Raw genomic sequence first — 25843 nt, forward strand, 5'->3', positions numbered from 1 at the left:
TGCGGTGTCAAGCGGACCCGTGACCAGAGCCACTGCGCGGAGCCGTGAAAAGGGCCCCGAGCAGGGCTTGCGCACGGATCGAACATTGCCGTGCAACAAACATCCACCCCTGGCCGTCGCGCGCAATGATCTACCGTTGATGCGCAAGGTTGCTGCATTACGAGCGGGAAGCGGAAACCCATAGGGTTCTCGCCGTACGTGGAGTGGCGGGGACCGCCTGCTCGGCGGAACCGGCCACGGGAAGGCTCCATGCTGCCCGAAACATCCCCCCGCGGGACGGCCGGACCGTCGCGGTCACCCGCCGTCCGACTGGCAGCGAAAAGGAGCCACCTCAGTGTTGGATCATGGCGCAGCGCCACCCTCGACCGAACCCCCAGCCGCCGGGGGCCCGCGCCCCGGTAGCGGTCTCATGCGGCGCAAGCCGGTGGAAACGCTGGTGGCGGAGGGTGGCCAGGGCGAGGGCGGCTCCCTCAAGCGCTCGCTGGGCATGTGGCAGCTCACCATGATCAGCATCGGTGCGACGCTCGGCACCGGTATCTTCGTGGTGCTCGGCGAGGCCGTCCCCAAGGCCGGACCCGCCGTCACGCTCTCCTTCGTCCTCGCCGGCCTCACGGCGCTCTTCTCCGCCCTCTCCTACGCCGAGCTCGCGGGCTCCATCCCCGTGGCGGGCTCGTCGTACTCGTACGCTTACGCAACGCTCGGCGAACTCATCGCCTGGATCTGCGGCTGGTGCCTGATCCTGGAGTACGGCGTCTCGGTGGCCGCCGTGGCCGTCGGCTGGGGGCAGTACCTCAACGAGTTCCTGGACGGGACGATCGGCGTCACCATCCCCGACGCGCTGTCCGCGCCGCCCGGCGACGGCGGGATATTCAACCTGCCGGCCCTGATCGTGGTGGTCCTCGCCATGGGCCTGCTGCTTGGCGGCGCCCGTGAGTCCGCCCGCATCAACACGATCATGGTCGCGGTGAAGATCGCCGCCCTGGTGCTCTTCTGCGTGATCGGCTTCATGGGCTTCAAGTCGGGCAACTACTCGAACTTCATGCCGCTCGGCACGGCCGGTGTCAGCGGTGCGGCCTCGACGCTGTTCTTCTCCTACATCGGCTTCGACGCGGCCTCCACGGCCGGTGAAGAGGCCAAGAACCCCAAGAAGGACCTGCCGCGCGCGATCATGCTCTCGCTGATCATCGTCACCGCGCTGTACGTCCTGGTGGCCTTCGTGGCCGTCGGCGCCCGCCCCTGGAAGCAGTTCGAGGGCTCGGAGGCCGCGCTCGCCGGGATCATGAAGGACGTCACCGGGCACTCCTTCTGGGGCACGCTGCTCGCCGCCTGCGCGGTGATCGCCATCGCCAGCGTCGTCCTGACCGTGCTGTACGGCCAGACCCGCATCCTGTTCGCGATGTCCCGCGACGGCCTCGTCCCCAAGGTGTTCGCCAAGGTCAGCCCGCGCAGCGGCACCCCGGTCGCCAACACCGTCGCCGTCTCGCTGTTCTGCGGTGTGCTCGCGGCCGCCGTCCCGCTGGGCAACCTCGCCGACGCCACCAGCATCGGCACGCTCTTCGCCTTCGCGCTGGTCAACGTCGCGGTCATCATCCTGCGCAGGACGCGCCCCGACATGCCGCGCACCTTCCGGGTGCCGTTCGGCTGGCTCGTCCCCATCCTGGGCTTCCTCAGCTGCGGCTACCTCATGTGGAACCTCTCCGGGGTCACCTGGGAGTACTTCGGATACTGGATGGCCGCCGGTCTCGTGATCTACTTCGGATACGGCTACCGCCGTTCCAGGCTGGCCACCGCCTCACAGAAGTGATCCACCCGCAGTGCGACTCAATGACCTCGATGAACGCATCGTCCACGCGCTCGCCGAAGACGCCCGGCGCTCCTACGCCGACATCGGCTCGCTGATCGGCCTGTCCGCGCCGGCCGTCAAGCGGCGCGTCGACCGGCTGCGGGCCGAGGGGGCCATCACCGGCTTCACCGTACGGGTGGATCCGGCGGCGCTGGGCTGGGAGACCGAGGGGTTCATCGAGATCTACTGCCGTCGCAACACCTCGCCGGATGCGATCCGGCGGGGTCTTGAGCGGTACCCCGAGGTCGCGTCCGCCTCCACCGTCACCGGTGAGGCGGACGCGATCATTCAGGTCTTCGCCTCGGACATGCGGCACTTCGAGCGGGTTCTGGAGCGGATCGCGGGGGAGCCGTACGTGGAGCGTACGAAGTCCGTACTGGTCCTCTCGCCCCTCCTACGCCGCTACACCTCAGGCTCCCCAGCCTGACGGGCCCACCTGCGGCCCCGGCCCCCCTGGGGCTTCGCCCCAGACCCCGAGCCCCTTTGCCCGCCCACCCGCCCGTAGGCGCAGGGTTGGACGGCTCCGGGCTCCCTGGGGCTCCGCCCCAGACCCCGTATCGCGCCTGAACGGCGCTCGTCCTCAATCGCCGGACGGGCTGAGGTGGCCGATGCGGGCCGGCGCAGCGTAGTTAGGGGCGCGGGGAACTGCGCGACCAGCCCCCACCGAGCCGCAAGCGCAAAATCGGCCCCAGGGCCGAAAGCCCGACGCCCCGCAGACGCCCGCACTGTCCGACACCCGACCCTGCCAGGGCGGGCGCGGGGAACTGTGCGAGACGTGGGCACGGCCCGCAGCCGACCAGGGCCTTTGGGGGCGCGGGGAACTGTGCGAGACGTGGGCACGGCCCGCAGCCGACCAGGGCCTTTGGGGGCGCGGCGAACTGCGCCAGAAGCGGGCACGGCCCGCAGCCGACCAGGGCCTTTGGGGGCGCGGGGAACTGCGCGACCAGCCGCGCACGGCCCGCAGCCGCCAACGGGTTTCATGGGGGCGCGGGAACTGCGCAAGCACCCCGCACCCAGCCCGCCCCCCGGCCCGCAGCCCGCGACCCACACCCCCAGGACCGCCCCGCGCCGCACGGCCCAGCGCAATGAATCGCCGGGATTCGCCGATCCTGCGCAACGAATCGCGCGGCCACGCGCAACGCTCCCGCCTTGTCCCGGCCAAGCGCCGGAACGTACCGTCTAGTGACCCCACCCCGCACTTCAGCCACTGCCGAGGACTGCCCATGCCCGCGTTGCGCACCGCCCTGCTCCAGAGCTCCGGCAGTCTCTCGGACGTAGCCGCGAACCTGAAGGCGCTGGACGAGGCGGCCGGGCGGGCGGCCGCGACCGGCGCCGGTCTGATCGTCTGCCCCGAGCTGTTCCTCACCGGGTACGCCATCGGCGACGACGTGGCCAAGCTCGCCGAAGCCGCCGACGGCCCCTCCGCGCGGGCGATCGCCGAAATCGCGGTCCGTCACGGCCTCGCGGTCGTCTACGGATACCCCGAGCGCGACGGCGACGCCGTCTACAACGCGGCCCAGCTCATCGGCCCCGACGGCAGCCGCCTGGCGAACTACCGCAAGACCCACCTCTTCGGCTGCTTCGAGCAGGAGGCGTTCACGCCGGGCGACCAGCCGGTCGTCCAGGCCGACCTGAACGGCCTGCGGGTGGGCATGATGATCTGCTACGACGTGGAGTTCCCGGAGAACGTACGGGCCCACGCGCTGGCCGGCACCGACCTCCTCCTGGTGCCCACCGCCCAGATGCACCCCTTCCAGTTCGTCGCGGAGTCCCTCGTCCCGGTCCGCGCCTTCGAGAACCAGCTCTACGTCGCGTACGTCAACCGGACCGGCCCCGAGGGCGAGTTCGAGTTCGTCGGCCTGAGCTGCCTGGCCGGGCCGGACGGGGCCGCGCGGGCCCGCGCCGGTCGGGGCACCGAGCTGGTCGTGGGCGACGTCGACCCCGAGTTCCTGGCCGCCTCGCGCGCGAACAACCCCTACCTCCGCGACCGCCGCCCGGGCCTCTACGCCTCCCTCGTCTGAGCCCTGAGCCCTGAGCCCTGAGCCCCGACCGCTGAGCTTCCAGCCTTCTCCCCAGCCCTCGGCCCTGATCCCCGAGCTCCGACCCCCGAGCCCGGGCCGAGGTCCTGCCCCCCTCAACTTCCGTACTGCGCAAGGAGTCCGTACCCCATGACGTCCACGGTGCCCACCGCCGTCCAGCACATCGACGAGCAGCCGCCCGTCACGATGTTCGGGCCGGACTTCCCCTACGCGTACGACGACTTCCTGGCGCACCCGGCCGGGCTCGGCCAGATACCCGCGACCGAGCACGGCGCGGAGGTCGCGGTCATCGGCGGCGGCCTCTCCGGCGTCGTCGCCGCGTACGAGCTGATGAAGATGGGCCTCAAGCCCGTCGTGTACGAGGCCGACCAGATCGGTGGCCGGCTGCGCACCGTCGGCTTCCCCGGCTGCGACCCGGAGCTGACCGCCGAGATGGGCGCCATGCGGTTCCCGCCCTGCTCCACCGCGCTCCAGCACTACATCGACCTGGTGGGCCTGGAGACCAAGCCGTTCCCCAACCCGCTCGCGTCCGACACCCCCTCGACGGTCGTCGACCTCAAGGGCGAGTCCCACTACGCGACCTCGGTCGACGAGCTGCCCGCCGTGTACCGCGAGGTCATGGACGCCTGGAACGCCTGTCTCGAAGAGGGCGCCGACTTCTCCGACATGAACCAGGCGATCCGCGAGCGCGACATCCCGCGCATCCGGGAGATCTGGGCCAAGCTCGTCGAGAAGTTCGACAACCAGACCTTCTACGGCTTCCTCTGCGACTCGGAGGCCTTCAAGTCCTTCCGGCACCGCGAGATCTTCGGCCAGGTCGGCTTCGGCACCGGCGGCTGGGACACCGACTTCCCGAACTCCATCCTGGAGATCCTGCGGGTCGTCTACACGGAGGCCGACGACCTCCACCGCGGCATCGTCGGCGGCTCCCAGCAGCTGCCGCTGCGGCTGTGGGAGCGCGAGCCCGAGAAGCTCGTGCACTGGGCGCCCGGCACCTCGCTCTCCTCGCTCCATGACGGCGCGCCCAGGCCGGCCGTGACCCGGCTGCACCGCACGGCGGGCAACCGCATCACCGTGACGGACGCGGACGGCGACATCCGCACCTTCCGCGCGGCGATCTTCACCGCGCAGTCCTGGATGCTGCTGTCCAAGATCGCCTGCGACGACTCGCTGTTCCCGATCGACCACTGGACGGCGATCGAGCGCACCCACTACATGGAGTCCTCCAAGCTGTTCGTGCCGGTGGACCGGCCGTTCTGGCTGGACAAGGACGAGGAGACCGGCCGTGACGTCATGTCGATGACGCTCACCGACCGGATGACGCGCGGCACGTATCTGCTCGACAACGGCCCCGACAAGCCCGCCGTCATCTGCCTCTCCTACACGTGGTGCGACGACAGCCTCAAGTGGCTCCCGCTGTCGGCGAGCGAGCGCATGGAGGTCATGCTCAAGTCGCTCGGCGAGATCTACCCCAAGGTCGACATCCGGCGGCACATCATCGGCAACCCGGTCACGGTGTCGTGGGAGAACGAGCCGTACTTCATGGGCGCGTTCAAGGCGAACCTGCCCGGCCACTACCGCTACCAGCGCCGTCTGTTCACGCACTTCATGCAGGACTCGCTGCCCGAGGACAAGCGGGGGATCTTCCTCGCGGGCGACGACATCTCCTGGACGGCCGGCTGGGCCGAGGGCGCCGTGCAGACCGCGCTCAACGCGGTGTGGGGCGTCATGCACCACTTCGGTGGCACCACGGACGCGTCCAACCCGGGGCCGGGCGACCTGTACGACGAGATCGCCCCGGTCGAGCTTCCGGAGGACTAGGTGTTCGCGGCCGGGCACCCGGGGGCTCTGCCCCGGGGTGCCCGGCCGTGCCTCACCAGTGGTCGTCCTCCCACGCCGGACGGGCCGAAGCGTGCGCCGAGGCCGCGAGCGGCGTCAGCAGGCACCGGGTCACAAGCCCCACGCCCGCGTCCAGGCGTTCGGTGAACTCCCGGGCCAGGGAGGGGAGTTCGCGCAGTTGCCACAGCACCTTCGCCGCCGACCAGGAGGCGTCCCGCGCCCGCTCCAGGCTCCAGGACGCAAGGAGATGGGTCATGGGGTCGGCCACCTGGAACAGGTCGGGCCCGGGCATGAGTTCCTCGCGGATGCGTTCCTCCAGCAGCGTCAGGGTGTCGCCGACGCGGTCGAAGTCCCGCTCCAGAAAAGCCGGTTCGCACTCCAGGGCTCGGCAGCTGTCGACCACCGCGAGCGTCAGGTCGTGCCCGATGTGCGCGTTGATCCCGGCCAGGGCGAACTGGAGGGGCCGCACCCCCGGATGGCGCCGGTACTGGAACAGCGGCCGCCAGCAGTCCGGTGGCCGACGGCCGAAGGACGTGCCCTCCACGGCCGCGAGGTAGCGCCCGGCGAAGAGCACGTCCAGGGTGGCCGCGGCCCGCGGGTCGGCGAAGGCGCCGTGCGCGAGGAGCCGGGAGATCTCCTCGGTCACTGTCAGATAGACGCGGTTGAAGACCGCGATGCCGTCCCGGGGCGGCAGATCGGCCCGCAGGGCCCGCATCCGCCGGACCACCGGGTCCAGCGGCGCGGCGAACCGATGGGTGTGCGCAAGGTGTCCGGTCTCGCTCCATGCGGTCTGCGTCATGGGGGCAGCGTCCCAGTTGGCCGCCGCGGCGAGCACCGCCGTAAGAGGGCATGACCAAAACGGATGAACGGCGCGGTGCGGAGCCCCCGTTGGCGCGCCGAGCGGCTATGGACGGTCAGGCGGGGCGAGCTCCCGCCCGGGCTCCGCCGCACGGCGGGACGTCCGAGCGGGTCCGGGTGCTTACGGCGAGCAGCCGCTCAGGCCTGGTCCTTCTCGTAGGACGAGGTGCCCGAATCGAGCAGCGGCTCCTGCTCCTTGAGGTGGGCCGGCGCGAAGGCGCGCAGCACGTGATAGCCGGTGATCACCACGATCGTGCCGAGGGCGATGCCGCTGAGCTGGAAGTTCTCGCTGAACTTCAGGGTCACGTTGCCGATGCCGATGATGATGCCCGCGGCGGCCGGCACCAGGTTCAGCGGGTTGCGCAGATCGACCTTGGCGTTGATCCAGATCTGGGCGCCGAGCAGGCCGATCATGCCGTACAGGATGACGGTGATGCCGCCGAGCACACCGCCCGGGATCGCCGCGACGACCGCGCCGAACTTGGGGCACACGCCGAAGAGCAGCGCGAATCCGGCGGCGGCCCAGTAGGCGGCCGTGGAGTAGACGCGGGTGGCGGCCATGACGCCGATGTTCTCGGAGTACGTGGTGTTCGGCGGGCCGCCGACGGCCGTGGAGAGCATGGAGGCGGCGCCGTCGGCGGCGATGGCGGTGCCCAGCTTGTCGTCGAGGTCGGCGCCGGTCATCTCGCCGACGGCCTTGACGTGGCCCGCGTTCTCCGCGATCAGGGCGATGACGACGGGCAGCGCGACGAGGATCGCCGACCATTCGAAGCTGGGCGCGTGGAAGCTCGGCAGTCCGATCCAGTCGGCCTTGGCGAAGCCCGACAGGTCCAGGCGCCAGTGGTCGACGGCCTCCGTGCCGCCGTGCACCGAGTGGATCTTCCCGAAGACGCGGTCCAGGAGCCAGGAGACGCCGTATCCGAAGATCAGCCCGAGAAAGATCGCGACACGGGACCAGAAACCACGCAGACACACCACGGCCAGACCGGTGAACAGCATCACCATCAACGCCGTCCACTGGTCCTGGGGCCAGTACGTGGCGGCGGTCACCGGCGCCAGGTTGAAGCCGATCAGCATGACGACGGCGCCCGTGACGATGGGCGGCATCGCGGCGTGGATGATCCGCGCGCCGAACCGCTGCACCGCGAGGCCCGCGAAGAAGAGCACCACGCCCACCACGAAGACCGCGCCGGTCACGGTGGCGCTGGTGCCTCCGGTGGCCCGGATGGCGGCGGCGACGCCGACGAAGGAGAGCGAACAGCCGAGGTAGCTGGGCACCCGGCCCTTGGTGGCGAGCAGGAAGATGACCGTCGCGATGCCGGACATCATGATCGCGAGGTTGGGGTCGAGGCCCATCAGGACCGGGGCGACGAACGAGGCGCCGAACATCGCGACTACGTGCTGGGCGCCGAGCCCGATCGTGCGCGGCCAGGAGAGCCGTTCGTCGGGGCGTACGACGGCTCCGGGAGCGGGGGTCCGCCCGTCGCCGTGCAGGGTCCAGCGCACGCCGAGACGCATGGTCGCTCCAGTTCGTCCGTAGGGGATCGTTACCGCGAAAAGTTCAGGCCAAATATTAATGCCGGATCACGGGGCCACGCACCGAAGCGGACCGGGCCGAAGGTCCCATCCGTGAATCGGCGTTGAGGGCATTGTCAGGCGGAGCAGCGAGCCCTACGCTCGCACGGCCCGGTGAGTGAATCTCGTTCATGTAGCTGAATTGACGTGCCGACCCTGCCGGTGATTTTCGTCAGCGGTCCTCCGCTGCCCCCGCTGTCCTACCCGATGGGAGTGCCCGATGAGTGGACGACCCCGGCGCGGGCTCGTCGCCGTGCTGTCCCTCGCGGTGGCGATCGCCTCCGCGCTCGTACCCGCGACCTCGTACGCCGCCCCGGCCACCGCCAAGGCCCCCCGCACCGTGGTCCTCGACGGCAGGCGGCTCCAGGACACCAAGCGGCGCCTCGACCACGGCGATCCCCAACTGCGGGCAGCGCTGAGCCAGTTGACGGCCACCGCCGACGGATGGCTCGGCCAGGGGCCCTGGACCGTGGTCGACAAACCGAAGCCCGCCCCGGGCGGCGACGTGCACGACTACCTCAGCCAGGCGCCGTACTGGTGGCCTTCGCAGCCGAAGACCGCAGCCAACCCCTGGGGCTGTCCCTACGTCCAGAAGGACGGGCAGCGCAATCCCGAGGTCGACACCGGCACCGACCGGCCCGATCTCGGCAAGGTGTTCAACTCGGTCACCAGCCTGAGCCTGGCCTGGTACTACACGGGCAGGAGGCAGTACGCCGAGCACGCCTCCGCCATCCTGCGCACCTGGTTCCTGGACCCTGCCACGCGAATGAACCCGAACCTGGACCACGGCCAGTTCATCCCCTGCACGTACGACGGCCGGGCCATCGGCATCATCGACTTCTCCCAGCAGTACTCCAGCGTCCTCGACGCGATCGCCGTGCTCGACACCGGGGCGCCCGGCTGGTCGGCCGGCGACAGCTCCGCCATGCTCGCCTGGAACAAGGCGTTCCTGGACTGGGAGGTCAACTCGGCGTTCGGCAAGGAGGAGTCGGCGGCCGCGAACAACCACGGCACCTTCCAGGACCTCCAGATCGCCGCCCTCGCCCTGGCCACCGGCGACCGGGGCCTGGCCCGCAGGACCGTGCTCGGCGCCGAGAAGCTGCGCATCGACCCGCAGATCGCGGCCGACGGCAGCCAGCCGCAGGAGCTGTCCAGGACCCGCAGCTGGCACTACTCGACCTTCGACCTCGTCGCCTACACCCGGCTCGCGGCCATCGGGAACCAGGTCGGCGTCCACCTCTGGACCTATCGAGGGCCGCAGGGGCAGAGCCTGTTCGAGGCCGTCCGCTATGTGCTGCCCGCCGCCACGGCAGCGGCCGCCTGGACCCATCCGGAGCTGGAGTTCCATCGGTACGCGGCGAGCGATGTCGTCCATGCCGCCGCCGACGCGGGGGACCGGGCGGCGAAGGCGGCCGTTCCTCGGCTCCAGGCGCCGCCCGGCGGCGACCTGTGGGCCCTGCGTCCGGCGGCCGAACAGCTCGACTCCATCGCCGGCTGACCCCGTTGGGGAGGGCGGTGAGCCCGGCCGGGCGCGCGGTGCCGGTTCAGGTTTGACGGGCCGGCGCCGGGGCCGCCTTCTCCTGGGGGCCGGGGCCCGTCCGCAGCACCCGCGCCCCCACCACCAGGCCGAGCGCCAACACGGTGACCAGGCCGAACGACACCACCAGGGAGGTGAGGTCGGCGATGGTGCCGATCGCGGACGGCGCGACCAGGCCCGAGGTGTAGGTGATGGTCGCGACGCCCGCGATGGCCTGGCTCGGGTTGGGTCCGCTGCGGCCCGCCGCCGCGAACGCGAGCGGCACCACGACCGCCACGCCCAGACCCAGCAGAGCGAACCCCGCCATCGCCACGGCGGCACCCGGCGCGATCACCACGAGCACCCCGCCCAGGGTGGCGAGGACCCCGCCGGCGCGGACCGTGCGTACGGCACCGAAGCGGTCCACGCCCTTGTCGCCGGCGAGCCGGGCCACCGCCATCGTCAGCGTGAACGCCGTGGTGCAGGCCGCCGCCGTACCGGCCGAGGTGTCGAGCACATCGCGCAGATAGACCGCCGACCAGTCCAGGCTCGCGCCCTCCGCGAACACCGCGCAGAACCCCACCAGGCCGATGAGCAGCGCCGACCTGGGCGGCAGCGCGAACCGGGGCGGCGGCGCCTCACCGGGGGCGCTGCGCAGATCGAGTACGCCCTGACAGGCGACGAGGCCGAGCAGGGTCAGCACGCCGGCCGCGATCGCGTGGTGCAGCCGGGCGTCAGCCCCGAGGTGTGCGGCCAGGGTGCCCGCCGCCGAGCCGATGAGCGCACCCACGCTCCACATGCCGTGCAGCGAGGACATGATCGAGCGACCGAGCCGGTTCTCGGTCTCCACGCCCAGCGCGTTCATCGCCACGTCCGCCATGCCGGCGCTCGCGCCGTAGGCGAAGAGCACCGCGCACAGGGTGTAGACGTTCGGGGCGAGCGCCGGCAGCGCCAGGGCCAGCGTCCACAGGGCGAGCAGTACGCGCAGCGCGCCGCGCGCGCCGAACCGATGGCTGATCGCCCCGGTCAGCGGCATCAGCAGGGACGAGCCGATCGCCGGGAAGGCGAGGGCCAGCCCGAGCTGCCCCGCCGAGACCCCGGCGTGCTCCTGGATCCAGGGGACCCGGGTGGCGAAGTTGCCGGTCACCGCCCCGTGCACACAGAACACCGCGGCGACCGCGATCCGCGCCCGCCTCAACTGCCGTTGCTCCAGAGCCAGTTCGGCTGCCATCGACCGGGTTCCCTCCCTGGGTGCGGCGGCTTCCCCACCGCCGGGCCGTAAACTATCAGGAACCCTGCCTGATGAATGGAAGGGACCGCAACCCGTCTTCGGTGATCTGGAAGGATCCCCGCATGCCCGCATCCCCGAGCACCGCCCGGGCCATCAACGACCGGCTCGCCCTGCGCCTGTTGCAGGACGAGGGGCCGTTGACGGCAGGCCAGTTGAAGACCCTCACCGGGCTCTCCCGGCCCACCGTCGCCGACCTCGTCGAGCGCCTCCAGGGCTCCGGCCTGGTCCATGTCGTGGGGGAGTCGGGCGCCGAGCGGCGCGGTCCCAACGCGCGTCTGTACGCCCTCGTCGCCGACCGTGCGCACCTCGCCGCCCTGGACGTGCGCACCCACGGCGTCTGTCTGGTCGTCGCCGATCTGCTGGGACAAACCCTGGCCGAGGCGACGCTGCCCGTCGAGCCGGACGCCGGGACCGGCCCCGCCGTGGAGCAGGTCGTCGCCCTGCTCGAGCGCACCGCGAAGGAGGCGGGCGCCGAGCGGCTGCACAGCGTGGCGGTCGGCGCCCCCGGCCTCATCGACCCGGCGAGCGGGGAGCTGCGCGACACCAGCGGGCTGCCCGCCTGGCACCGTGAGCTCGTCCGCGTCCTGGCCCAGCGGCTGCCGGCCGCCGTACTCGTCGAGAACGAGACCAATCTGGCCGCCGTGGCCGAGCAGCGGCTCGGCGCGGCCCGCGGGCAGGACACCTTCGTGCTGATGTGGCTGGGTCAGGGCATCGGCGCGGCCGTCGTCCTGGACGGCGAAGTGCGCAGGGGTGCCTCGGGCGGCGCGGGCGAGATCGGCTTCATGCCGGTGCCGGGCACCAGCGGGCTGCCCTCCGCGACCGGCTGCGACGGCGGCTTCCACGAGCTGGCGCACGCGGGCGCGGTGGCCCGCCTCGCCGCCGAGTACGGGAGGCCTGGTGGCGCCGAGGAGGCCGTCCGCGACGCCGACGGGCCCTTCCTCGACGCGCTGGCCGAGCGGCTCGCGATCGGGGCCGCGAGCGTGGTCGCGGTGCTCGACCCCGGTCTGATCGTGCTCGGCGGTGAACTCGGCCACGCGGGTGGCCAGTTGCTGGCGTCCCGGGTACGGCGCGCCCTGTCCGCCCTCACGCCGCTCGCCACGGAGGTCCGGCCGAGCGCGCTCGGCGACGGCGCGGTCCTGAGCGGCGCGCTGCTCACCGCGCGGGACGCCGCCCAGGACGAACTCTTCGGACCGAAGGCCTGAGAAAACAAGGGACTTGACGACGTGTCAGGCTCTCGTGACGTGTCGTCAGGTCCTGGAGCCCGACGGCGGCCAAGGGCCGGGAGACCGCCGCCGGGCGTCTGGGCGGGGAGCCGCCTCAGCAGGGACCGAGGTCCTGCCAGACTCCCCAGTCACCGGTAGTACCCGGTTCCTCGCCCTTCGTCCACCACTTGGACTTCCAGGTGTGCGACTTGTACGAGACGCTCGTGCCGCCGCCGTACGCCGAACCCGCCGACCACAGGGGCGCCGAGCAGGTGCCGCCCGAGGGCGTGGGGGACGGCGAGGGGCCGGTCGCGCCCGAGGGCGTCGGGGTCGGCGTCGGAGTGGGCGAGGAGGTGCCCGGGTCGCTCACGACGGCGCCCCGGGTGTGGTCGCCGGCCAGTGCGTAGGTCTTGCCACCGAAGGTCACCGTCCAGTTCGAGGGGGTGGAAACCGGCAGGTAGTAGACGAAGTCGAGGGTGACCGAGGCGCCCGGGGCGAGCGACTGCCAGCTCGGCAGCTTCAGCGAGACGCGGTTGTAGTCGCCCTTGAGCCCGCCGATGTTGTTGGCAGCGGTGTGGTCGCTGCGCACGATCGTGGTGCCGAACCCGGACTGGTCCTTGGCGTTGGCGGGGGCGGAGGTGCCGTAGTCGAACTGGAACTCCGTGCCACCGGGCAGCGTCGCCGTGGTGTTGTTGGTGAGCGTCACCTTGGGGCTGATGGGGTAGTTGGAGTCGCCGAGCGGGAACTGCCCGAAGTCCACGCCGATGTTCAGCGCCTGGCCGGGCAGGGCGATGGTGGAGCGCCGGTTGCCGTACGGGGTGGCCGACTTGAACTTGTCGTACATCGCACTCGTCAGGGTCGAGCCCTGCTGGTACTGGCCCTTGGCCGCGTTCCACTGGTAGTCCCCGGCCAGCTCCCAGACCATGGTGCCGCCGATGCCCTTGTCGACCACGTAGTCGGCCTTGGCGTTCACCGACTGCTCGTCCTCGGTGGACAGGAAGACCTTCTTCCGGTCGTTCCACAGCCAGGGCGCGACCAGCGTCGCGTCGTAGTTGCGGACGTAGCTGCCGGTCAGCTTGGTGTCGGCGGGCAGACCGTACTTCGTGACGTAGTCGCCGACGATCCCCTTCTCCAGGTTCTTGGCGTGCCACATCGGGTTGGAGCCCGCCGGGGCCTCCTTGCCGTTCGTGTCCAGGTCGTGCCAGAGGTTGTCGACGCCGACCGCGCCGTCACCGCAGGTGGTCAGGCCCGCGCCCGCCGGGCAGGTGGTCGAGGGCGCCTTGCCCCACAGCCCGTTGGTGCCGCCCTGCACGTTCTGGAATCCGCGGGTGTAGTACGGCAGCCCCATGTTGATGCGGCCGGCCGGCATGGAGCCGCGGAAGTAGTGATACGCCCAGTCGGCGTTGAGATAGCCGATCCCGCCGTACTGGGAGGTGGAGTAGACGCCCGCGGAGGCGAGTTCGGGGTCCTTGCCGTCGTCGAAGAGGGAGGCGTTGGGGCCCACGTACTGGTTCCAGGCGCCGTGCAGGTCGTAGGACATGATGTTGACGTAGTCCAGGTACTGCTGGACCTGGAAGGTCTCCATGCCGCGCAGCAGATAGCCCGACGACGGCGCCGCGACGGAGAGCAGATAGTGCTTGGCGTCGGCCGCCCCCGCGCGGTCGAGCTTCTCGCGCAGCGACTTCATCAGCGCCGCGTAGCCCTTGACGAGACCCGCCCGCCGCGCGTTGGAGAGGGTCAGGTCGAGCGGATTGCCCGCGTCCTTCATCGTCGTCGGGTACTCGTAGTCGATGTCGACGCCGTTGAAGCCGTACTTCTTGATGAAGGCGACCGCCGAGTCGGCGAACGTGTCGATGCCCGCCTGGTTGACGGAGCCGTCCGCGTTGGTGGCCATGGAGTAGAAACCGCCGGAGCCGACGCGCTTGCCGTCGTCGCCGAAGTAGCCGCCGGTCTCGGCCCAACCGCCCACGGAGATCAGGGTCTTGACGTTCGGGTGCTGCTTCTTGAACTTGTTGAGCAGGTTGAAATGGCCCTTGTAGGGGAGTGCCGGGTCCATCTCGGCGCCCGCGACGCCCGGCCAGGTCATGCCGGTCGCGGCGTTCTTCTCGCTGTCGGAGCCGACCGAGACCTTGTTGTCCGAACCGGCGTGCGCGAAGGCGTAGTTGACGTGGGTGACCTTGTCCCACGGGATGTCGGAGGCGAGGTAGGCGGGCGTGCCGTCCTGGCCGGTGCGCCAGCCGGTGAAGTAGCCGATGACACGGCGCTGGTGGTCGGCGCCCATCTTCTCGCGGCCCTCGGTGTCGTACACCGAGCAGTACGGGACGTCGACGCCCGGGGTCTTGTACAGGCCGTCGGGTCGACAGGCCTCGTTGTCGACGGCGGCCTGGGAGACGCCGGTGGACAGCGCGCCGAACAGCAGCCCGGCGACCGCGGTGGCGGTCGTGAGCAGCACGGTGCGTCTGCGGGTGGGGGAGAACACGAGCGGGTTCCTCCTGGGAGGTCGGGCGGAACGCAACGAACAAGGCGGTGGTCGTGCACGGCCCCGGTGTGCGCACACCGGCGGGCCTCTCCTCGGAGGTGACGCAGAGATTAAAAGGACTAGACCAGTGCGTCAATAGGTATGGACCAAAGCGAAACGGCCGGCGCCCGGCCCGCGCTCGCGGCGCGGCGGACTCCCGATGGTGCGGCGCTCGAATCCGGCCGTTCTGTGAGCCAGGCCACATCCACTCGCTCACATGGCCTTCGGCCGGGCGTGGCACACTGGCCCTGTACCAGCAGCAGCGCACTCCGGGGTCGGTGTAATTCCGAACCGGCGGTTATAGTCCGCGACCCGTCCGCATCCAGCGGCCGGTTGACCAGGTGAAATTCCTGGACCGACGGTGAAAGTCCGGATGGGAGGCAGTGCGCGGCGGGCGGACCGTTCCACGGTCGCGCCGGCCGTCTGTTACCGGTCGCCCTCCGTGGCACCGGTCTCTTTCGGCCGTGGCGTGAGCTGTGCGCGATGGTCTGTTTTCCCGCTCTCTGTCGTCATCGACAGGCCCCGGAGTCCGTGCCCGAAGAGGCAGGAGGACCCGGTGGCACCCACAGCCGACGCGGACGCCATGCGCCGAGCCATCGAGCTCGCCGCGCGCGGACTCGGCTCCACCAGCCCCAACCCGGTCGTCGGATGCGTCATCACCGACGCCTCGGGCACCGTCGTGGGCGAGGGCTTCCACCAGCGGGCCGGCGGCCCGCACGCCGAGGTCCACGCCCTCGCCGACGCCGGTGAGCGCGCCCGGGGCGGCACCGCGTACGTCACCCTCGAACCCTGCAACCACACCGGCCGCACCGGCCCCTGTGCCCAGGCCCTCATCGAGGCGGGCATCACCCGGGTCCACTACGCGGTGGGCGACCCGAACCCGCAGGCCACCGGCGGCGCCGACACCCTGCGCGCGGCCGGGATCCACGTCGAGCAGGGACTGCTCGGCGCCGAGGCGGAGGCCGGCAACGCCGCCTGGCTCACCTCGGTACGCCTGGGCCGCCCGCACGTCACCTGGAAGTACGCCGCCACCCTCGACGGCAGGACGGCAGCCGAGGACGGCACCAGCCGCTGGATCACCTCCGCCGACTCCCGCGCCGACGTCCACCGGCTGCGCGCCGAATGCGACGCCGTCGTCGTGGGCTCCGGCACCGTGCGCACCGACGATCCGCACCTCGCGGTCCGAGGCGTCGAAGGGGCAACTCAGCCGCTGCGCCTGGCAGTTGACACCAACGCCACCGCCGTCAAGCCCGGCGCCCGCATCCTCGACGACGCGGCGCCCACCCTCATCGCGGTCGCCGAGGACGCCGACGCCGGCCATCTGCCCGAAGCCGCCGTCCTGCGCGTGCCGCGCGCCGCCACCGGCCTGGACATCCCGGCCCTGCTCGCCGCCCTGCACACCCGGGGCGTGCGCTCCGTACTCCTCGAAGGCGGGCCGACGCTGGCCGGCGCCTTCGTCGCCGCGGGCGCCGTGGACCGGGTCGTCGGCTACCTCGCGCCCGCCCTGCTCGGCGCGGGGCCCGCGGCGCTCGCCGGAGCGGGCATCCCCACCATCGCCGATGCGCTGCGCCTCGACCTCACCGAGGCCGTACGCATCGGCCCCGACCTGCGCATCACCGCCACCCCTCTCGCCAAGGAGAGCTGAACGTGTTCACCGGAATCGTCGAAGAGCTGGGCGAGGTCACCGCCATCGAGACCCTCGGTGACGCCTCTCGCTTCCGTCTGCGCGGCCCCCTCGTCACCGAGGGCGCCGGCCACGGCGACTCGATCGCCGTCAACGGGGTGTGTCTGACGGTCGTGGAGTTCGGCGACGGCGAGTTCACCGCCGACGTCATGGACGAGACGCTGAAGCGCTCCAGCCTCGGCGCCCTGGAGGTCGGCTCCCGGGTCAACCTGGAGCGGCCCATGGCCGTCGGCGGCCGGCTCGGCGGCCACATCGTGCAGGGCCATGTCGACGGCACCGGCACGGTGCTCGCCCGCACCCCCTCGGAGAACTGGGAGATCGTCAAGATCGCCCTGCCCGGGGAGCTCTCCAAGTACGTCGTGGAGAAGGGCTCCATCACCGTGGACGGCGTCAGCCTCACGGTCGTGGAGGCCGCCGCCGACTACTTCACCATCAGCCTCATCCCGACCACCCTCGCGCTGACCACGCTCGGCATCAAGCAGCCCGGCGACCCGGTCAACCTCGAGGTCGACGTCATCGCCAAGTACGTCGAGCGACTGCTCGGCGCGAGCCACGGGGGGAACGACAAGTGAGCGCAGTGAACTGGCTGAACGGCGAGGCCTTCACGGTCCTCGACCAGCACATCAAGTGGTCCGACATGATCGGCAACACGATCGGCCTGATCGCCCTGGCGCTCGGCTGGCGCCGGTCGATATGGACCTGGCCCGCCCAGTTCGTCTCCGGTCTCATCCTGTTCGTGGCCTTCGCCGCCGGACACCTCTCGGGCAGCGCGGGCAAGCAGGTCGTGGTGATGGTGGTGGCGGCCGGCGGCTGGCTCGCCTGGACGCGCGGCAGGCAGCAGGCGCAGGACGGCTCCATCGCCGTACGGTTCGCGACCTGGCGCGAGCGGGCCTTCCTGCTCGGCGGCGCCGCGCTCGGCACGGTCGCCGTCGCCGGCCTGTTCACCGCCTACCCCGCCCTGTCGTGGGACCCGTGGCCCGACGCCTATGTCTTCGTCGGCACCGTCGTCGCCATGTATGCCCAGGCCCGCGGCATGGTCGAGTTCTGGTTCGCCTGGCTGCTCGTCGACGTCGTCGGCGTCCCCCTCAACTTCGCCAACGGCTACGCCTTCTCCGGCTTCGTCTACGTCATTTACGGCGCGCTCGTCCTGTGGGGCCTGCGCGACTGGTGGCTGCGCTCGCGTCTGAGCGTCAAGCCCGTCCTGGAAGGAGCGACGGCATGACCACGCACGCACCCACCTGGTACTCCACCGACAACCGCGAGGACCTCTCCCTCGACCCCGTCGAGCAGGCCGTCCGCGACATCGCGGCCGGGCGGCCCGTGGTCGTCGTCGACGACGAGGACCGCGAGAACGAGGGCGACCTCGTGATCGCCGCCGAGATGGCGACCCCCGAGATCATCGCGTTCATGATGAGCGAGTGCCGCGGCCTGATCTGCGCGCCCATGGAGGGCGACGACCTCGACCGGCTCGAACTGCCGCAGATGGTCGACCACAACACCGAGTCGATGAAGACCGCCTTCACCGTCTCCGTGGACGCGAGCGCCGCGCACGGGGTGAGCACCGGCATCTCGGCCGCCGACCGCGCCACCACGCTGCGGCTGCTCGCCGACGGCCGCTCCGCGCCCGGCGACTTCGTCCGTCCCGGCCACATCTTCCCGCTGCGCGCCAAGCCCGGCGGCGTGCTCGTGCGCAACGGCCACACCGAGGCCGCGGTCGACCTCGCCCGGCTCGCCGGACTCGCGCCGGCCGGCGCCATCGTCGAGATCGCGGGCGAGGACGGCGTCATGCTGCGCCTGCCCGAACTCATCCCCTTCGCCCGCAAGCACGGCCTCACGATCATCTCCATCGAGGACCTGATCGCCTACCGCCGCTCCGCCGAGCCGACCGTGCGCCGCGAGGCCGAGGTCCAACTGCCCACCGCCGCAGGTGAGTTCACCGCCTACGGCTACCGCTCGACCGTCGACGGCGTCGAGCACGTGGCGCTGGTCCACGGCGAGATCGGCGACGGCGAGGACGTCCTGGTCCGGGTCCACTCCGAGTGCCTGACCGGCGACATCTTCGGCTCCCTGCGCTGCGACTGCGGTCCCCAGCTCCACGCCTCCATGCAGCGCATCACCGAGGCGGGCCGCGGCGTCGTGGTCTATCTGCGCGGCCACGAGGGGCGCGGCATCGGCCTGCTGTCCAAGCTGCGCGCGTACGAACTCCAGGAGCGCGGCCGCGACACCCTCGACGCCAACCTGGAGCTCGGCCTGCCCGCCGACGCCCGCGACTACGCGGCCGGCGCCCAGATCCTCGCCGACCTCGGCGTCCACAGCCTGCGGCTGATGACCAACAACCCCGACAAGATCACGGCGCTCGTCCGGTACGGCCTGACCGTGTCGGGCCGCGAGCCCATGCCCATCCAGGCGGGCGAGCACAACCTGCGCTACCTGCGCACCAAGCGGGACCGGATGGGACACGACCTGCCGTGGCTCGAGGGGGCCCCGTCCCCCATGTCGGCCTGCGGCAACCAGTAACCGAACGCGGAAGACCGCACAGCTCAGCAAGACCGAGAACACCTGAAGGAGAGCACGTGAGTGGCAAGGGCGCACCCGAACTGTCCGTACGCAACTGCGGAGACCTCCGTGTCGCCGTGGTGGCGGCACAGTGGCACGAGAAGGTGATGGACGGACTCGTCGACGGCGCCCTGCGCGCCCTGCACGAGCTCGGCATCGACGAGCCGACGCTGCTGCGCGTCCCGGGCAGCTTCGAACTGCCGGTCGTGGCGAAGGTGCTCGCGGGCCGCGGCTACGATGCGATCGTCGCGCTCGGCGTCGTGATCAGGGGCGGCACCCCGCACTTCGAGTACGTGTGCCAGGGTGTCACCCTTGGCCTCACCCAGGTCACCGTGGACACCGGCGTACCCGTCGGCTTCGGCGTGCTGACCTGCGACACCGAGGAGCAGGCCCTGGACCGGGCCGGCCTCGAAGGGTCGAACGAGGACAAGGGGCACGAAGCGGTCACCGCCGCCGTCGCCACCGCGGCCACGCTGCGCACCGTCAGCGAACCCTGGCGCTGAGCGACCCGAAGCCACCCCTTACCCTGAGAAGCATCATGGCGAACAAACCCTCCAAGAGCTTCGAAGAGCTCTTCACCGAGCTCCAGCTCAAGGCCGCCGGCGGCGACCCGTCCACCTCCCGCACCGCGGAACTGGTGGGCAAGGGCGTGCATGCCATCGGCAAGAAGGTCGTCGAGGAGGCCGCCGAAGTCTGGATGGCCGCCGAGTACGAGAGCAAGGAAGCCGCCGCCGAGGAGATCTCCCAGCTGCTCTACCACGTCCAGGTGATGATGGTGGCGCGCGGCATCTCCCTCGACGACGTCTACGCCCACCTCTGAGCCAGCCCGTCCCGTCACCACCCCCTCCGCACCGAAGGAAGCCGACCTCATGCTGCGCATCGCCGTCCCCAACAAGGGTTCACTCTCCGGGCCTGCGTCGGCGATGCTCCATGAGGCCGGCTACCAGATGCGCAAGGAGTCGAAGGAGCTCGTCCTCGTCGACCCCGTCAACGAGGTCGAGTTCTTCTACCTGCGCCCCAAGGACATCGCGATCTACGTGTCCGCGGGCAAGCTCGACATCGGCATCACCGGCCAGGACCTCCTGATCGACTCCGGTGCCGACGCCGAGGTGATCCTGCCGCTCGGCTTCGCCCGCTCCACCTTCCGCTTCGCGGCCAAGCCCGGCACCGTATCCGGCATCGAGGACCTGGCGGGCAAGACCATCGCCACCTCCTATGAGGGCATCGTCGCCAAGCACCTCGCCGAAGCCGGCGTGAACGCCTCCGTGGTGCACCTCGACGGCGCCGTTGAGACCGCGATCGAGCTGGGCGTCGCCCAGGTCATCGCGGACGTCGTCGAGACCGGCACCTCGCTGCGCAACGCGGGCCTGGAGGTCTTCGGCGACCCGATCATGAAGTCCGAGGCGGCGGTCATCCGCCGCACCGGCGCCGAGCCCGACCCCGCGGTCCAGCTCAAGATCGAGCAGTTCCTGCGCCGCCTCCAGGGCGTCCTGGTCGCCCGCAGCTACGTGATGATGGACTACGACTGCCGTGCCGAGCACCTGGAGCGGGCGGTCGCGCTCACCCCGGGCCTGGAGTCGCCCACGATCTCGCCCCTGCACAACGAGGGCTGGGTCGCCGTCCGCTCCATGGTCCCCGCCAAGGACTCCCAGCGCGTCATGGACGACTTGTACGCCCTGGGCGCCCGCGCGATCCTCACCACGGCCATCCACGCCTGCCGCCTCTGACACCCGGCCCACGCCAGCGACGAAGACGACAGCGACGAAAGCGAACGACACCGTGTCCGCCCCCGTGCCCCAACCGCCCGTCCTGCCGGTCACGTTCAGGCCGACCGTCACCCGGGCCGTCCTGCTGACCAGCGCCGCCGCCCTCTTCGTCGCGATGACGGTGATGTCGCTGCTCCTGGAGACCCTGAGCGGGGGCGAGCGGGCCAGCTTCATCCTGACGGCCGCCCTGTTCGCCGGGGTGCTGGTGCTGCTGAGCAGGCCCAAGATCGTCGCCGACGACGCGGGCGTCACCGTGGTCAACCTCACCGCTCGGCGCCGGCTCGCCTGGGCGGAGATCCTGCGGGTGAACCTGCGCCACGGCGACCCCTGGGTCTTCCTCGACCTCAGCGACGGCACCAGCCTGCCCGCCCTCGGCATCCAGCCCGGCAGCGGCAAGGCCCGGGCCATCCGGGACGCCAGGGCGCTGCGCGCGCTCGCCGAGGCGCACGGCGTCCACGGCGCCGGCCCCGCCGCGCCCGGCGACACCGGCTGAGCCCCTGCCCCGCCCGCCACCATCTTGATTACCCTGATGTCGGGGGCGCCCGGGGCGCCCCGCCCCGCACACCGGCCCGCACCATCGGCCGCGGGGAACCTACGACCCGAGGAGTGACTCCCTCCAGCAATGGACGGATCGTCCGGTAGTACGTGCGCCGCCCCCTCCCAGGAGGCGGCGGCATGACCATCACGCTTGTGCCGCTCCTGGCGGCATTCCTTCTCATCCTCGCCAACGGCTTCTTCGTGGCGGCCGAGTTCGGCCTGGTCACCGTCGACCGGCCGGACGCCGAGCGCGCCGCCGCCGAGGGCGACCGCAGGGCCGGCGCCGTGGTGCGCGCCCTGCGCGAGCTGTCCTTCCAGCTCTCCGGCACCCAGCTCGGCATCACCATCACCTCACTCGTCGTGGGCATGCTCGCCGAGCCCGCCCTCGCCGATCTGCTCGACGGGCCGATCGGGGCCACCGGCCTCCCGGCCGGCGCCGTCTCCGGCATCAGCGTCGTCCTCGGCATGCTGCTCGCCGCCGCCGTCCAGATGGTGGTCGGCGAACTCGTACCGAAGAACTGGGCGGTCTCCAAGCCGCTCCAGGTGGCCCGCTTCGTGGCCGGGCCGCAGGACCGCTTCTCGCGGCTGTTCCGCCCGGTCATCGCGCTGCTCAACACCGTCGCCAACCGCCTGGTGCGGGCGCTCGGCGTGGAGCCCGCCGACGAGCTGGCCTCCGCCCGCACCCCCGGTGAGCTGGTCTCCCTGGTCAAGCACTCGGCGCGGGCCGGAACCCTGGAACAGGACACCGCCGACCTCTTCGTACGGACCCTCTCGCTCGGCCACCTCACGGCCGAGAACGTGATGACCCCGCGCGTCAAGGTCAGCGCCTTGCAGACCACGGCGACCGCCGCCGACGTCCTCAACCTCACCCGGGCCACCGGACTGTCCCGCTTCCCGGTCTACCGGGAGCGCATCGACGAGGTCGTCGGCATGGTCCACCTCAAGGACGCGCTCGCCGTACGGCCGGCCGAGCGGCTGCGCACCGCGGTCGGCCTGATCGCCGTGCAGCCGCTGCTCGTTCCCCAGACGCTGCCCGTGCAGCAGCTGTTGGGGCGGCTGCGCAGCGAACAGCCGATAGCCGTCGTCGTCGACGAGTACGGGGGCACGGCCGGCGTGGTGACCCTGGAGGACATCATCGAGGAGCTCGTCGGCGAGGTCCGCGACGAGCACGACGGCGCGGACGCCGCCCGGCCGGAGCTCGCCGTGGTGGCGGGCGAGGACGGCAGGCCCGCCTGGGAGGCCGACGGCAGCTGCCGGGTCCTCTCGCTCGGCCGGATAGGCCTGGACGCGCCCGAAGGCCCCTACGAGACCGTCGCCGGTCTCGTCGCGGACCTGCTCGGCCGCATCCCGGTTCCCGGCGACCGCGTCGAGCTGCCCGGCTGGCGCATCCAGGTCCGCCGGGTCGAGCGGTACCGCGCGGAACGGGTCCGCTTCGTGCGGTCGGCCGACGCGCCGGTGGCGGAGGCGGTCCGATGAGCGTGCTCCAACTCCTGTTCGCGCTGCTGCTCGTGCTCGCCAACGGATTCTTCGTCGGCGCCGAGTTCGCCCTCGTCTCCGTGCGCCGCAGCCAGATCGAACCGCTGGCCGCGGCCTCCAAGCGGGCCCGCCAGGTGCTGCACGGCCTGGAGAACCTGCCGCAGATGATGGCGGCGGCCCAATTCGGCATCACCGTCTGCTCGTTGACGCTCGGCGCGGTCGCCGAGCCGACCGTGGCCCGGCTCCTGGAACCCCTCTTCCAGGTCGCCCGGATCCCCGAGGGGCTCGTCCACCCGCTCGGCTATGTCATCGCGCTGGCCCTGGTGGTCTCGCTCCACCTGGTCATCGGCGAGATGGTGCCCAAGAACCTGGCGATGGCCGCGCCCGAGAAGACGGCGCTCTGGTTCAGCCCGGGCCTGGTCGCCTTCGCCCGGGTCTGCAAGCCGGTGACCGTCGCGCTCGGCGCCTGCGCGCGGCTCGTGCTGAAGCTGTTCCGGGTCGAGCCCAAGGACGAGGTGGAGGCGGTCTTCACCAGCGTCCAGCTCGGCCGCCTCGTCGAGGACTCCGGCCAGGCCGGACTCCTGGAACCCGAGGCCCAGGAGCGCCTGGAGGACGCCCTGGAACTGGGCAGCCTGCCGGTGACCGACGTCCTGCTCGACCGGGCATCCTTGGTGACGGTCGGCTCCTCGGTGACCCCCAGGGAGCTGGAGGAGCTGACGGTACGCACCGGCTACTCCCGCTTCCCGGTGTGCGCGGAGGGCGGCGCCCAGGGTGCCTTCATGGGGTTCCTCCACGTCAAGGACGTACTCGACGTGGAGGAGCGGGAGCGCGCGGTGCCGCAGCAGCTGTGGCGTCCGCTCACCACCTTGCGGGCCGAGCTGCCCCTGGACGACGCCCTGACGGTGATGCGCCGCGCCGCCACCCACCTCGCCCAGGTCACCGACGGCTCCGGCCGGGTGCTCGGCCTGGTCGCCCTGGAGGACGTCCTGGAAAAGCTGGTGGGCGAGGTCCGCGACCCCGCCCACCGCGAGGAGCCGGCCCCGCCGGCCCGCCTCGCCGAGCAGCGCGGCGAACAGGCCCAGCAGGCGCTGGCCGGCTAGCTAGAGCGGTTCCTGAGGGTCGCGGCGAGTGGGGCCGCGACCCGAAAGGACCTCTCCGTAGGCTTGCATCAGATCCGGCAGGCGCAGGGTCGCCAGATCGTCACGGGTCGGCGTCGTCGGATACATCGACAGCCTCAGGTCCCGGTAGGCGCAGCTCTTCTCGTACAGGGTGCGCAGGAAGCGGCCGTTGCCCAGCTCGTCGATCCAGCCCTGGTCGACGACGTGGCCGCTGATCGAGCGCAGCTCCTCCAGCGCCTCCTCGTCCCACGCGTCGCCGTTCTCGGCGGCGAGCACCTCGCCGATCGAGGTCAGCTCAAGGGGGCGGTAGGAGGGGAAGTCGACGCGGGTGGTGAAACGCGAGGACAGGCCCGGGTTGGTGGCGAGCAGACGGTCCATGCCCTCGGGGTATCCGGCGAGGATGACCACCAGGTGGTCCCGGTTGTCCTCGGCGCGTTTGAGGAGCACCTGGAGCGCCTCGTCGCCGTAGGCGTCGCCCTTGCTGTAGCCCGAGTTGGAGAGCGAGTACGCCTCGTCGACGAAGAGCACCCCGCCGAGCGCCGAGTCGATCAGCTCGTTGGCCTTGACGGCCGTCTGGCCGAGGAACTCGCCCACCAGGTCCGCCCGTTGGGCCTCCACCAGATGGTCGCCGCCGAGCAGTCCGAGCGCGTAGAACACCCGGCCCAGGATGCGGGCCACGGTGGTCTTGCCGGTGCCCGAGGGGCCCGAGAAGACGAAGTGACGCTTCGGCGGCTGGACCGGTAACCCCTGACTGGCCCTGAGCCGCGCCATGTTGAGCTGCGCCGACAGCGCCTTCACCTGACGCTTGACCGGTTCGAGCCCCACCATCCGCTCCAGCTCCGCCAAGGCCTCGGCGAGCAGGACGGAGTCGGTGGGGCCGGCCGGGAACGGCGGGGGAGCGAGCTGCGCCGGGACGCCCGGCTTGTCCCGGGCGCCGTCGCGCGCCGGGGGACCGGTGAGCGGCGGCTGCGGTTCGCCGCCCAGGCGCAGCTCGCGCCCTTCGGACGGATCGGGCCCGAGGGCGGACTCGGCCTCCGCCTCCACGGTGTCGCCGAAGCCGGAGAGGGCGACCGCGGCGAGGTCGCCGGAGTCGTCCGAGCCGTCGTACCCGTCGTTCTCGGTGATGGCGGCGAGCCGGGCCGAGGTGTCCATGAACGCCGGATCGACCCGGTGCACCGCCCGGTACAGGGGCAGCGCCGCGGCCGAGCGCCCGGTGCCCTCGTGGGCGCGGGCCAGCCAGTAGCGCAGCTCCTTGCGCTGCGGCTGTTCGCTGCGGCAGCGCATCAGGGCGGCCGAGAGCAGCGGTTCGGCCTGGCCGAACATCTCCAGACGGACCCGTGCCATCCCGCCGAACAGGCCGGCCTCGATGCCGAGCAGCGGATCGTCGACCAACGGCTCGGTGTGGCGCACCAGTTGGTCCCAGTCCTTGACCAGATAGGCCCGGCAGGCGTGCAGGAAACGCACCTGAGGATCGGTGTCGACGGGTGGCAGTCCCGCCAACGCCCGGTCGAGCTCCGGGACATGGCGGCCGTCCAGCCAGTGCGAGGCATGGGCGAGCAGCAGGTCGCGCGGGCTCTCCAGGACGGGCTGCACCCACCAGCCAAGCCAGTACCAGGAGTTGAGGGTCCTGCGGTGGGCCGCCCGCTGTTCGCCGAAGCGTTCGCGATGGCGGTACATGCGCAGCAGCGCGGTGGTGGTGTCCACGCGCAGGGCGTGCAGCCCGAGCCAGCCGTCCGCCATGGCGGGGTCGAGCCGCACCGCGGTGCGGAACTCCTCCTCGGCCTGCGGATACGCGCCCATGGTGTACGCGTCCACACCGCGCAGCCAGGCGAGATCGGCCGGGGCGTGTGCGCCCGTAGTGCCGAAGTCCATCACGTCCCCCACACCGTGCCCCGTGCTGAACCGCCCATTCGCACAACGGAATTGACGGGAGTTGACCGCACCGATGTGCATCGTACCTGCGGAAAGGCCGCTGCCGAAGGGGGCAGGGGAGGGGCTCCGACGGTGACCCAGGGTGAGCATGAC

21 protein-coding genes and 1 riboswitch are annotated in these 25843 nt (G+C 71.3%); of the genes, 16 read left to right on the plus strand and 5 right to left on the minus strand.

Annotated elements, in window-relative coordinates:
• Positions 1-334 precede the first annotated feature (334 nt).
• From DWB77_RS31195 to DWB77_RS31210, 4 genes are all read left to right on the plus strand, one after another.
• Positions 335-1804 carry an amino acid permease gene (locus DWB77_RS31195; protein WP_120725258.1) on the plus strand — a complete coding sequence of 490 codons (1470 nt, stop codon included), beginning with the start codon at positions 335-337 and terminating at the stop codon, positions 1802-1804.
• A gap of 10 nt (positions 1805-1814) precedes the next feature.
• Positions 1815-2270, plus strand: a complete 456-nt coding sequence (locus DWB77_RS31200) for an Lrp/AsnC family transcriptional regulator (RefSeq protein ID WP_120725260.1) — start codon at positions 1815-1817, stop codon at positions 2268-2270.
• A gap of 796 nt (positions 2271-3066) precedes the next feature.
• Positions 3067-3864: a carbon-nitrogen hydrolase family protein gene (locus tag DWB77_RS31205; protein WP_120725262.1), complete on the plus strand. Its 798-nt coding sequence runs from the start codon at positions 3067-3069 to the stop codon at positions 3862-3864.
• 147 nt (positions 3865-4011) lie between these two features.
• Positions 4012-5703, plus strand: a complete 1692-nt coding sequence (locus tag DWB77_RS31210; RefSeq protein WP_120725264.1) for a flavin monoamine oxidase family protein — start codon at positions 4012-4014, stop codon at positions 5701-5703.
• Positions 5704-5755: 52 nt separating this feature from the next.
• On the opposite strand, the gene DWB77_RS31215 is transcribed toward DWB77_RS31210, so the two are convergent.
• Together DWB77_RS31215 and DWB77_RS31220 are read right to left on the minus strand one after the other, a co-directional pair.
• A complete protein-coding gene (locus tag DWB77_RS31215) occupies positions 5756-6520 on the minus strand; it encodes a DUF5995 family protein (RefSeq protein WP_120725266.1) in 765 nt (254 codons plus the stop codon).
• 197 nt (positions 6521-6717) lie between these two features.
• Positions 6718-8097 (minus strand): uracil-xanthine permease family protein, encoded by a 1380-nt coding sequence (locus tag DWB77_RS31220; protein ID WP_120725268.1) that lies wholly within the window; start codon positions 8095-8097, stop codon positions 6718-6720.
• 277 nt (positions 8098-8374) lie between these two features.
• On the opposite strand from DWB77_RS31220, the gene DWB77_RS31225 reads away from it, so the two are divergent.
• Complete coding sequence (locus tag DWB77_RS31225) at positions 8375-9652, plus strand: alginate lyase family protein (RefSeq protein ID WP_120725270.1); 1278 nt, start codon at positions 8375-8377, stop codon at positions 9650-9652.
• A gap of 46 nt (positions 9653-9698) precedes the next feature.
• On the opposite strand, the gene DWB77_RS31230 is transcribed toward DWB77_RS31225, so the two are convergent.
• Positions 9699-10901, minus strand: coding sequence for an MFS transporter (locus DWB77_RS31230; protein ID WP_120725271.1), 1203 nt, complete (start codon positions 10899-10901; stop codon positions 9699-9701).
• 122 nt (positions 10902-11023) lie between these two features.
• On the opposite strand from DWB77_RS31230, the gene DWB77_RS31235 reads away from it, so the two are divergent.
• On the plus strand, positions 11024-12163 hold the full coding sequence (locus DWB77_RS31235) for an ROK family transcriptional regulator (protein ID WP_120725273.1): 1140 nt from the start codon (positions 11024-11026) through the stop codon (positions 12161-12163).
• Between the two features lie 115 nt (positions 12164-12278).
• Here DWB77_RS31235 and DWB77_RS31240 read toward each other — a convergent pair whose 3' ends face one another.
• A complete protein-coding gene (locus tag DWB77_RS31240; protein ID WP_120725275.1) occupies positions 12279-14642 on the minus strand; it encodes a chitinase C-terminal domain-containing protein in 2364 nt (787 codons plus the stop codon).
• A 299-nt stretch (positions 14643-14941) separates the two neighbouring features.
• Positions 14942-15072: riboswitch (FMN riboswitch) on the plus strand.
• Between the two features lie 165 nt (positions 15073-15237).
• Between DWB77_RS31240 and ribD the strand changes: the two genes are divergently transcribed.
• The 10 genes from ribD (at position 15238) to DWB77_RS31290 (ending at position 23800) form a co-directional block, all read left to right on the plus strand.
• Positions 15238-16326 (plus strand): bifunctional diaminohydroxyphosphoribosylaminopyrimidine deaminase/5-amino-6-(5-phosphoribosylamino)uracil reductase RibD, encoded by a 1089-nt coding sequence (gene ribD, locus DWB77_RS31245; protein ID WP_120725277.1) that lies wholly within the window; start codon positions 15238-15240, stop codon positions 16324-16326.
• A gap of 2 nt (positions 16327-16328) precedes the next feature.
• Positions 16329-16937 (plus strand): riboflavin synthase, encoded by a 609-nt coding sequence (locus DWB77_RS31250; protein WP_120725279.1) that lies wholly within the window; start codon positions 16329-16331, stop codon positions 16935-16937.
• A gap of 5 nt (positions 16938-16942) precedes the next feature.
• Positions 16943-17587: a nicotinamide riboside transporter PnuC gene (pnuC, locus tag DWB77_RS31255; protein ID WP_120725281.1), complete on the plus strand. Its 645-nt coding sequence runs from the start codon at positions 16943-16945 to the stop codon at positions 17585-17587.
• On the plus strand, positions 17584-18882 hold the full coding sequence (locus tag DWB77_RS31260; protein WP_120725283.1) for a bifunctional 3,4-dihydroxy-2-butanone-4-phosphate synthase/GTP cyclohydrolase II: 1299 nt from the start codon (positions 17584-17586) through the stop codon (positions 18880-18882). The genes pnuC and DWB77_RS31260 overlap by 4 nt, the downstream gene beginning before the upstream one ends.
• Before the next feature lie 56 nt (positions 18883-18938).
• Complete coding sequence (gene ribH, locus DWB77_RS31265) at positions 18939-19424, plus strand: 6,7-dimethyl-8-ribityllumazine synthase (protein WP_120725285.1); 486 nt, start codon at positions 18939-18941, stop codon at positions 19422-19424.
• A 35-nt stretch (positions 19425-19459) separates the two neighbouring features.
• Positions 19460-19741 carry a phosphoribosyl-ATP diphosphatase gene (locus DWB77_RS31270; protein ID WP_120725287.1) on the plus strand — a complete coding sequence of 94 codons (282 nt, stop codon included), beginning with the start codon at positions 19460-19462 and terminating at the stop codon, positions 19739-19741.
• Between the two features lie 49 nt (positions 19742-19790).
• Complete coding sequence (hisG, locus tag DWB77_RS31275; protein WP_120725289.1) at positions 19791-20648, plus strand: ATP phosphoribosyltransferase; 858 nt, start codon at positions 19791-19793, stop codon at positions 20646-20648.
• A gap of 52 nt (positions 20649-20700) precedes the next feature.
• The gene (locus tag DWB77_RS31280; protein ID WP_120725291.1) at positions 20701-21180 is read left to right on the plus strand and encodes a PH domain-containing protein; all 480 of its coding nucleotides are present in this window, start codon (positions 20701-20703) and stop codon (positions 21178-21180) included.
• Positions 21181-21362: 182 nt separating this feature from the next.
• Positions 21363-22700 (plus strand): hemolysin family protein, encoded by a 1338-nt coding sequence (locus DWB77_RS31285; RefSeq protein WP_120725293.1) that lies wholly within the window; start codon positions 21363-21365, stop codon positions 22698-22700.
• A complete protein-coding gene (locus tag DWB77_RS31290; RefSeq protein WP_120725295.1) occupies positions 22697-23800 on the plus strand; it encodes a hemolysin family protein in 1104 nt (367 codons plus the stop codon). The genes DWB77_RS31285 and DWB77_RS31290 overlap by 4 nt, the downstream gene beginning before the upstream one ends.
• Here DWB77_RS31290 and DWB77_RS31295 read toward each other — a convergent pair whose 3' ends face one another.
• The gene (locus DWB77_RS31295; protein WP_120725297.1) at positions 23801-25690 is read right to left on the minus strand and encodes an AAA family ATPase; all 1890 of its coding nucleotides are present in this window, start codon (positions 25688-25690) and stop codon (positions 23801-23803) included.
• Between the last annotated feature and the right edge of the window lie 153 nt (positions 25691-25843).

It is taken from the genome of Streptomyces hundungensis, assembly GCF_003627815.1.
GTDB lineage: Bacteria > Actinomycetota > Actinomycetes > Streptomycetales > Streptomycetaceae > Streptomyces > Streptomyces hundungensis_A.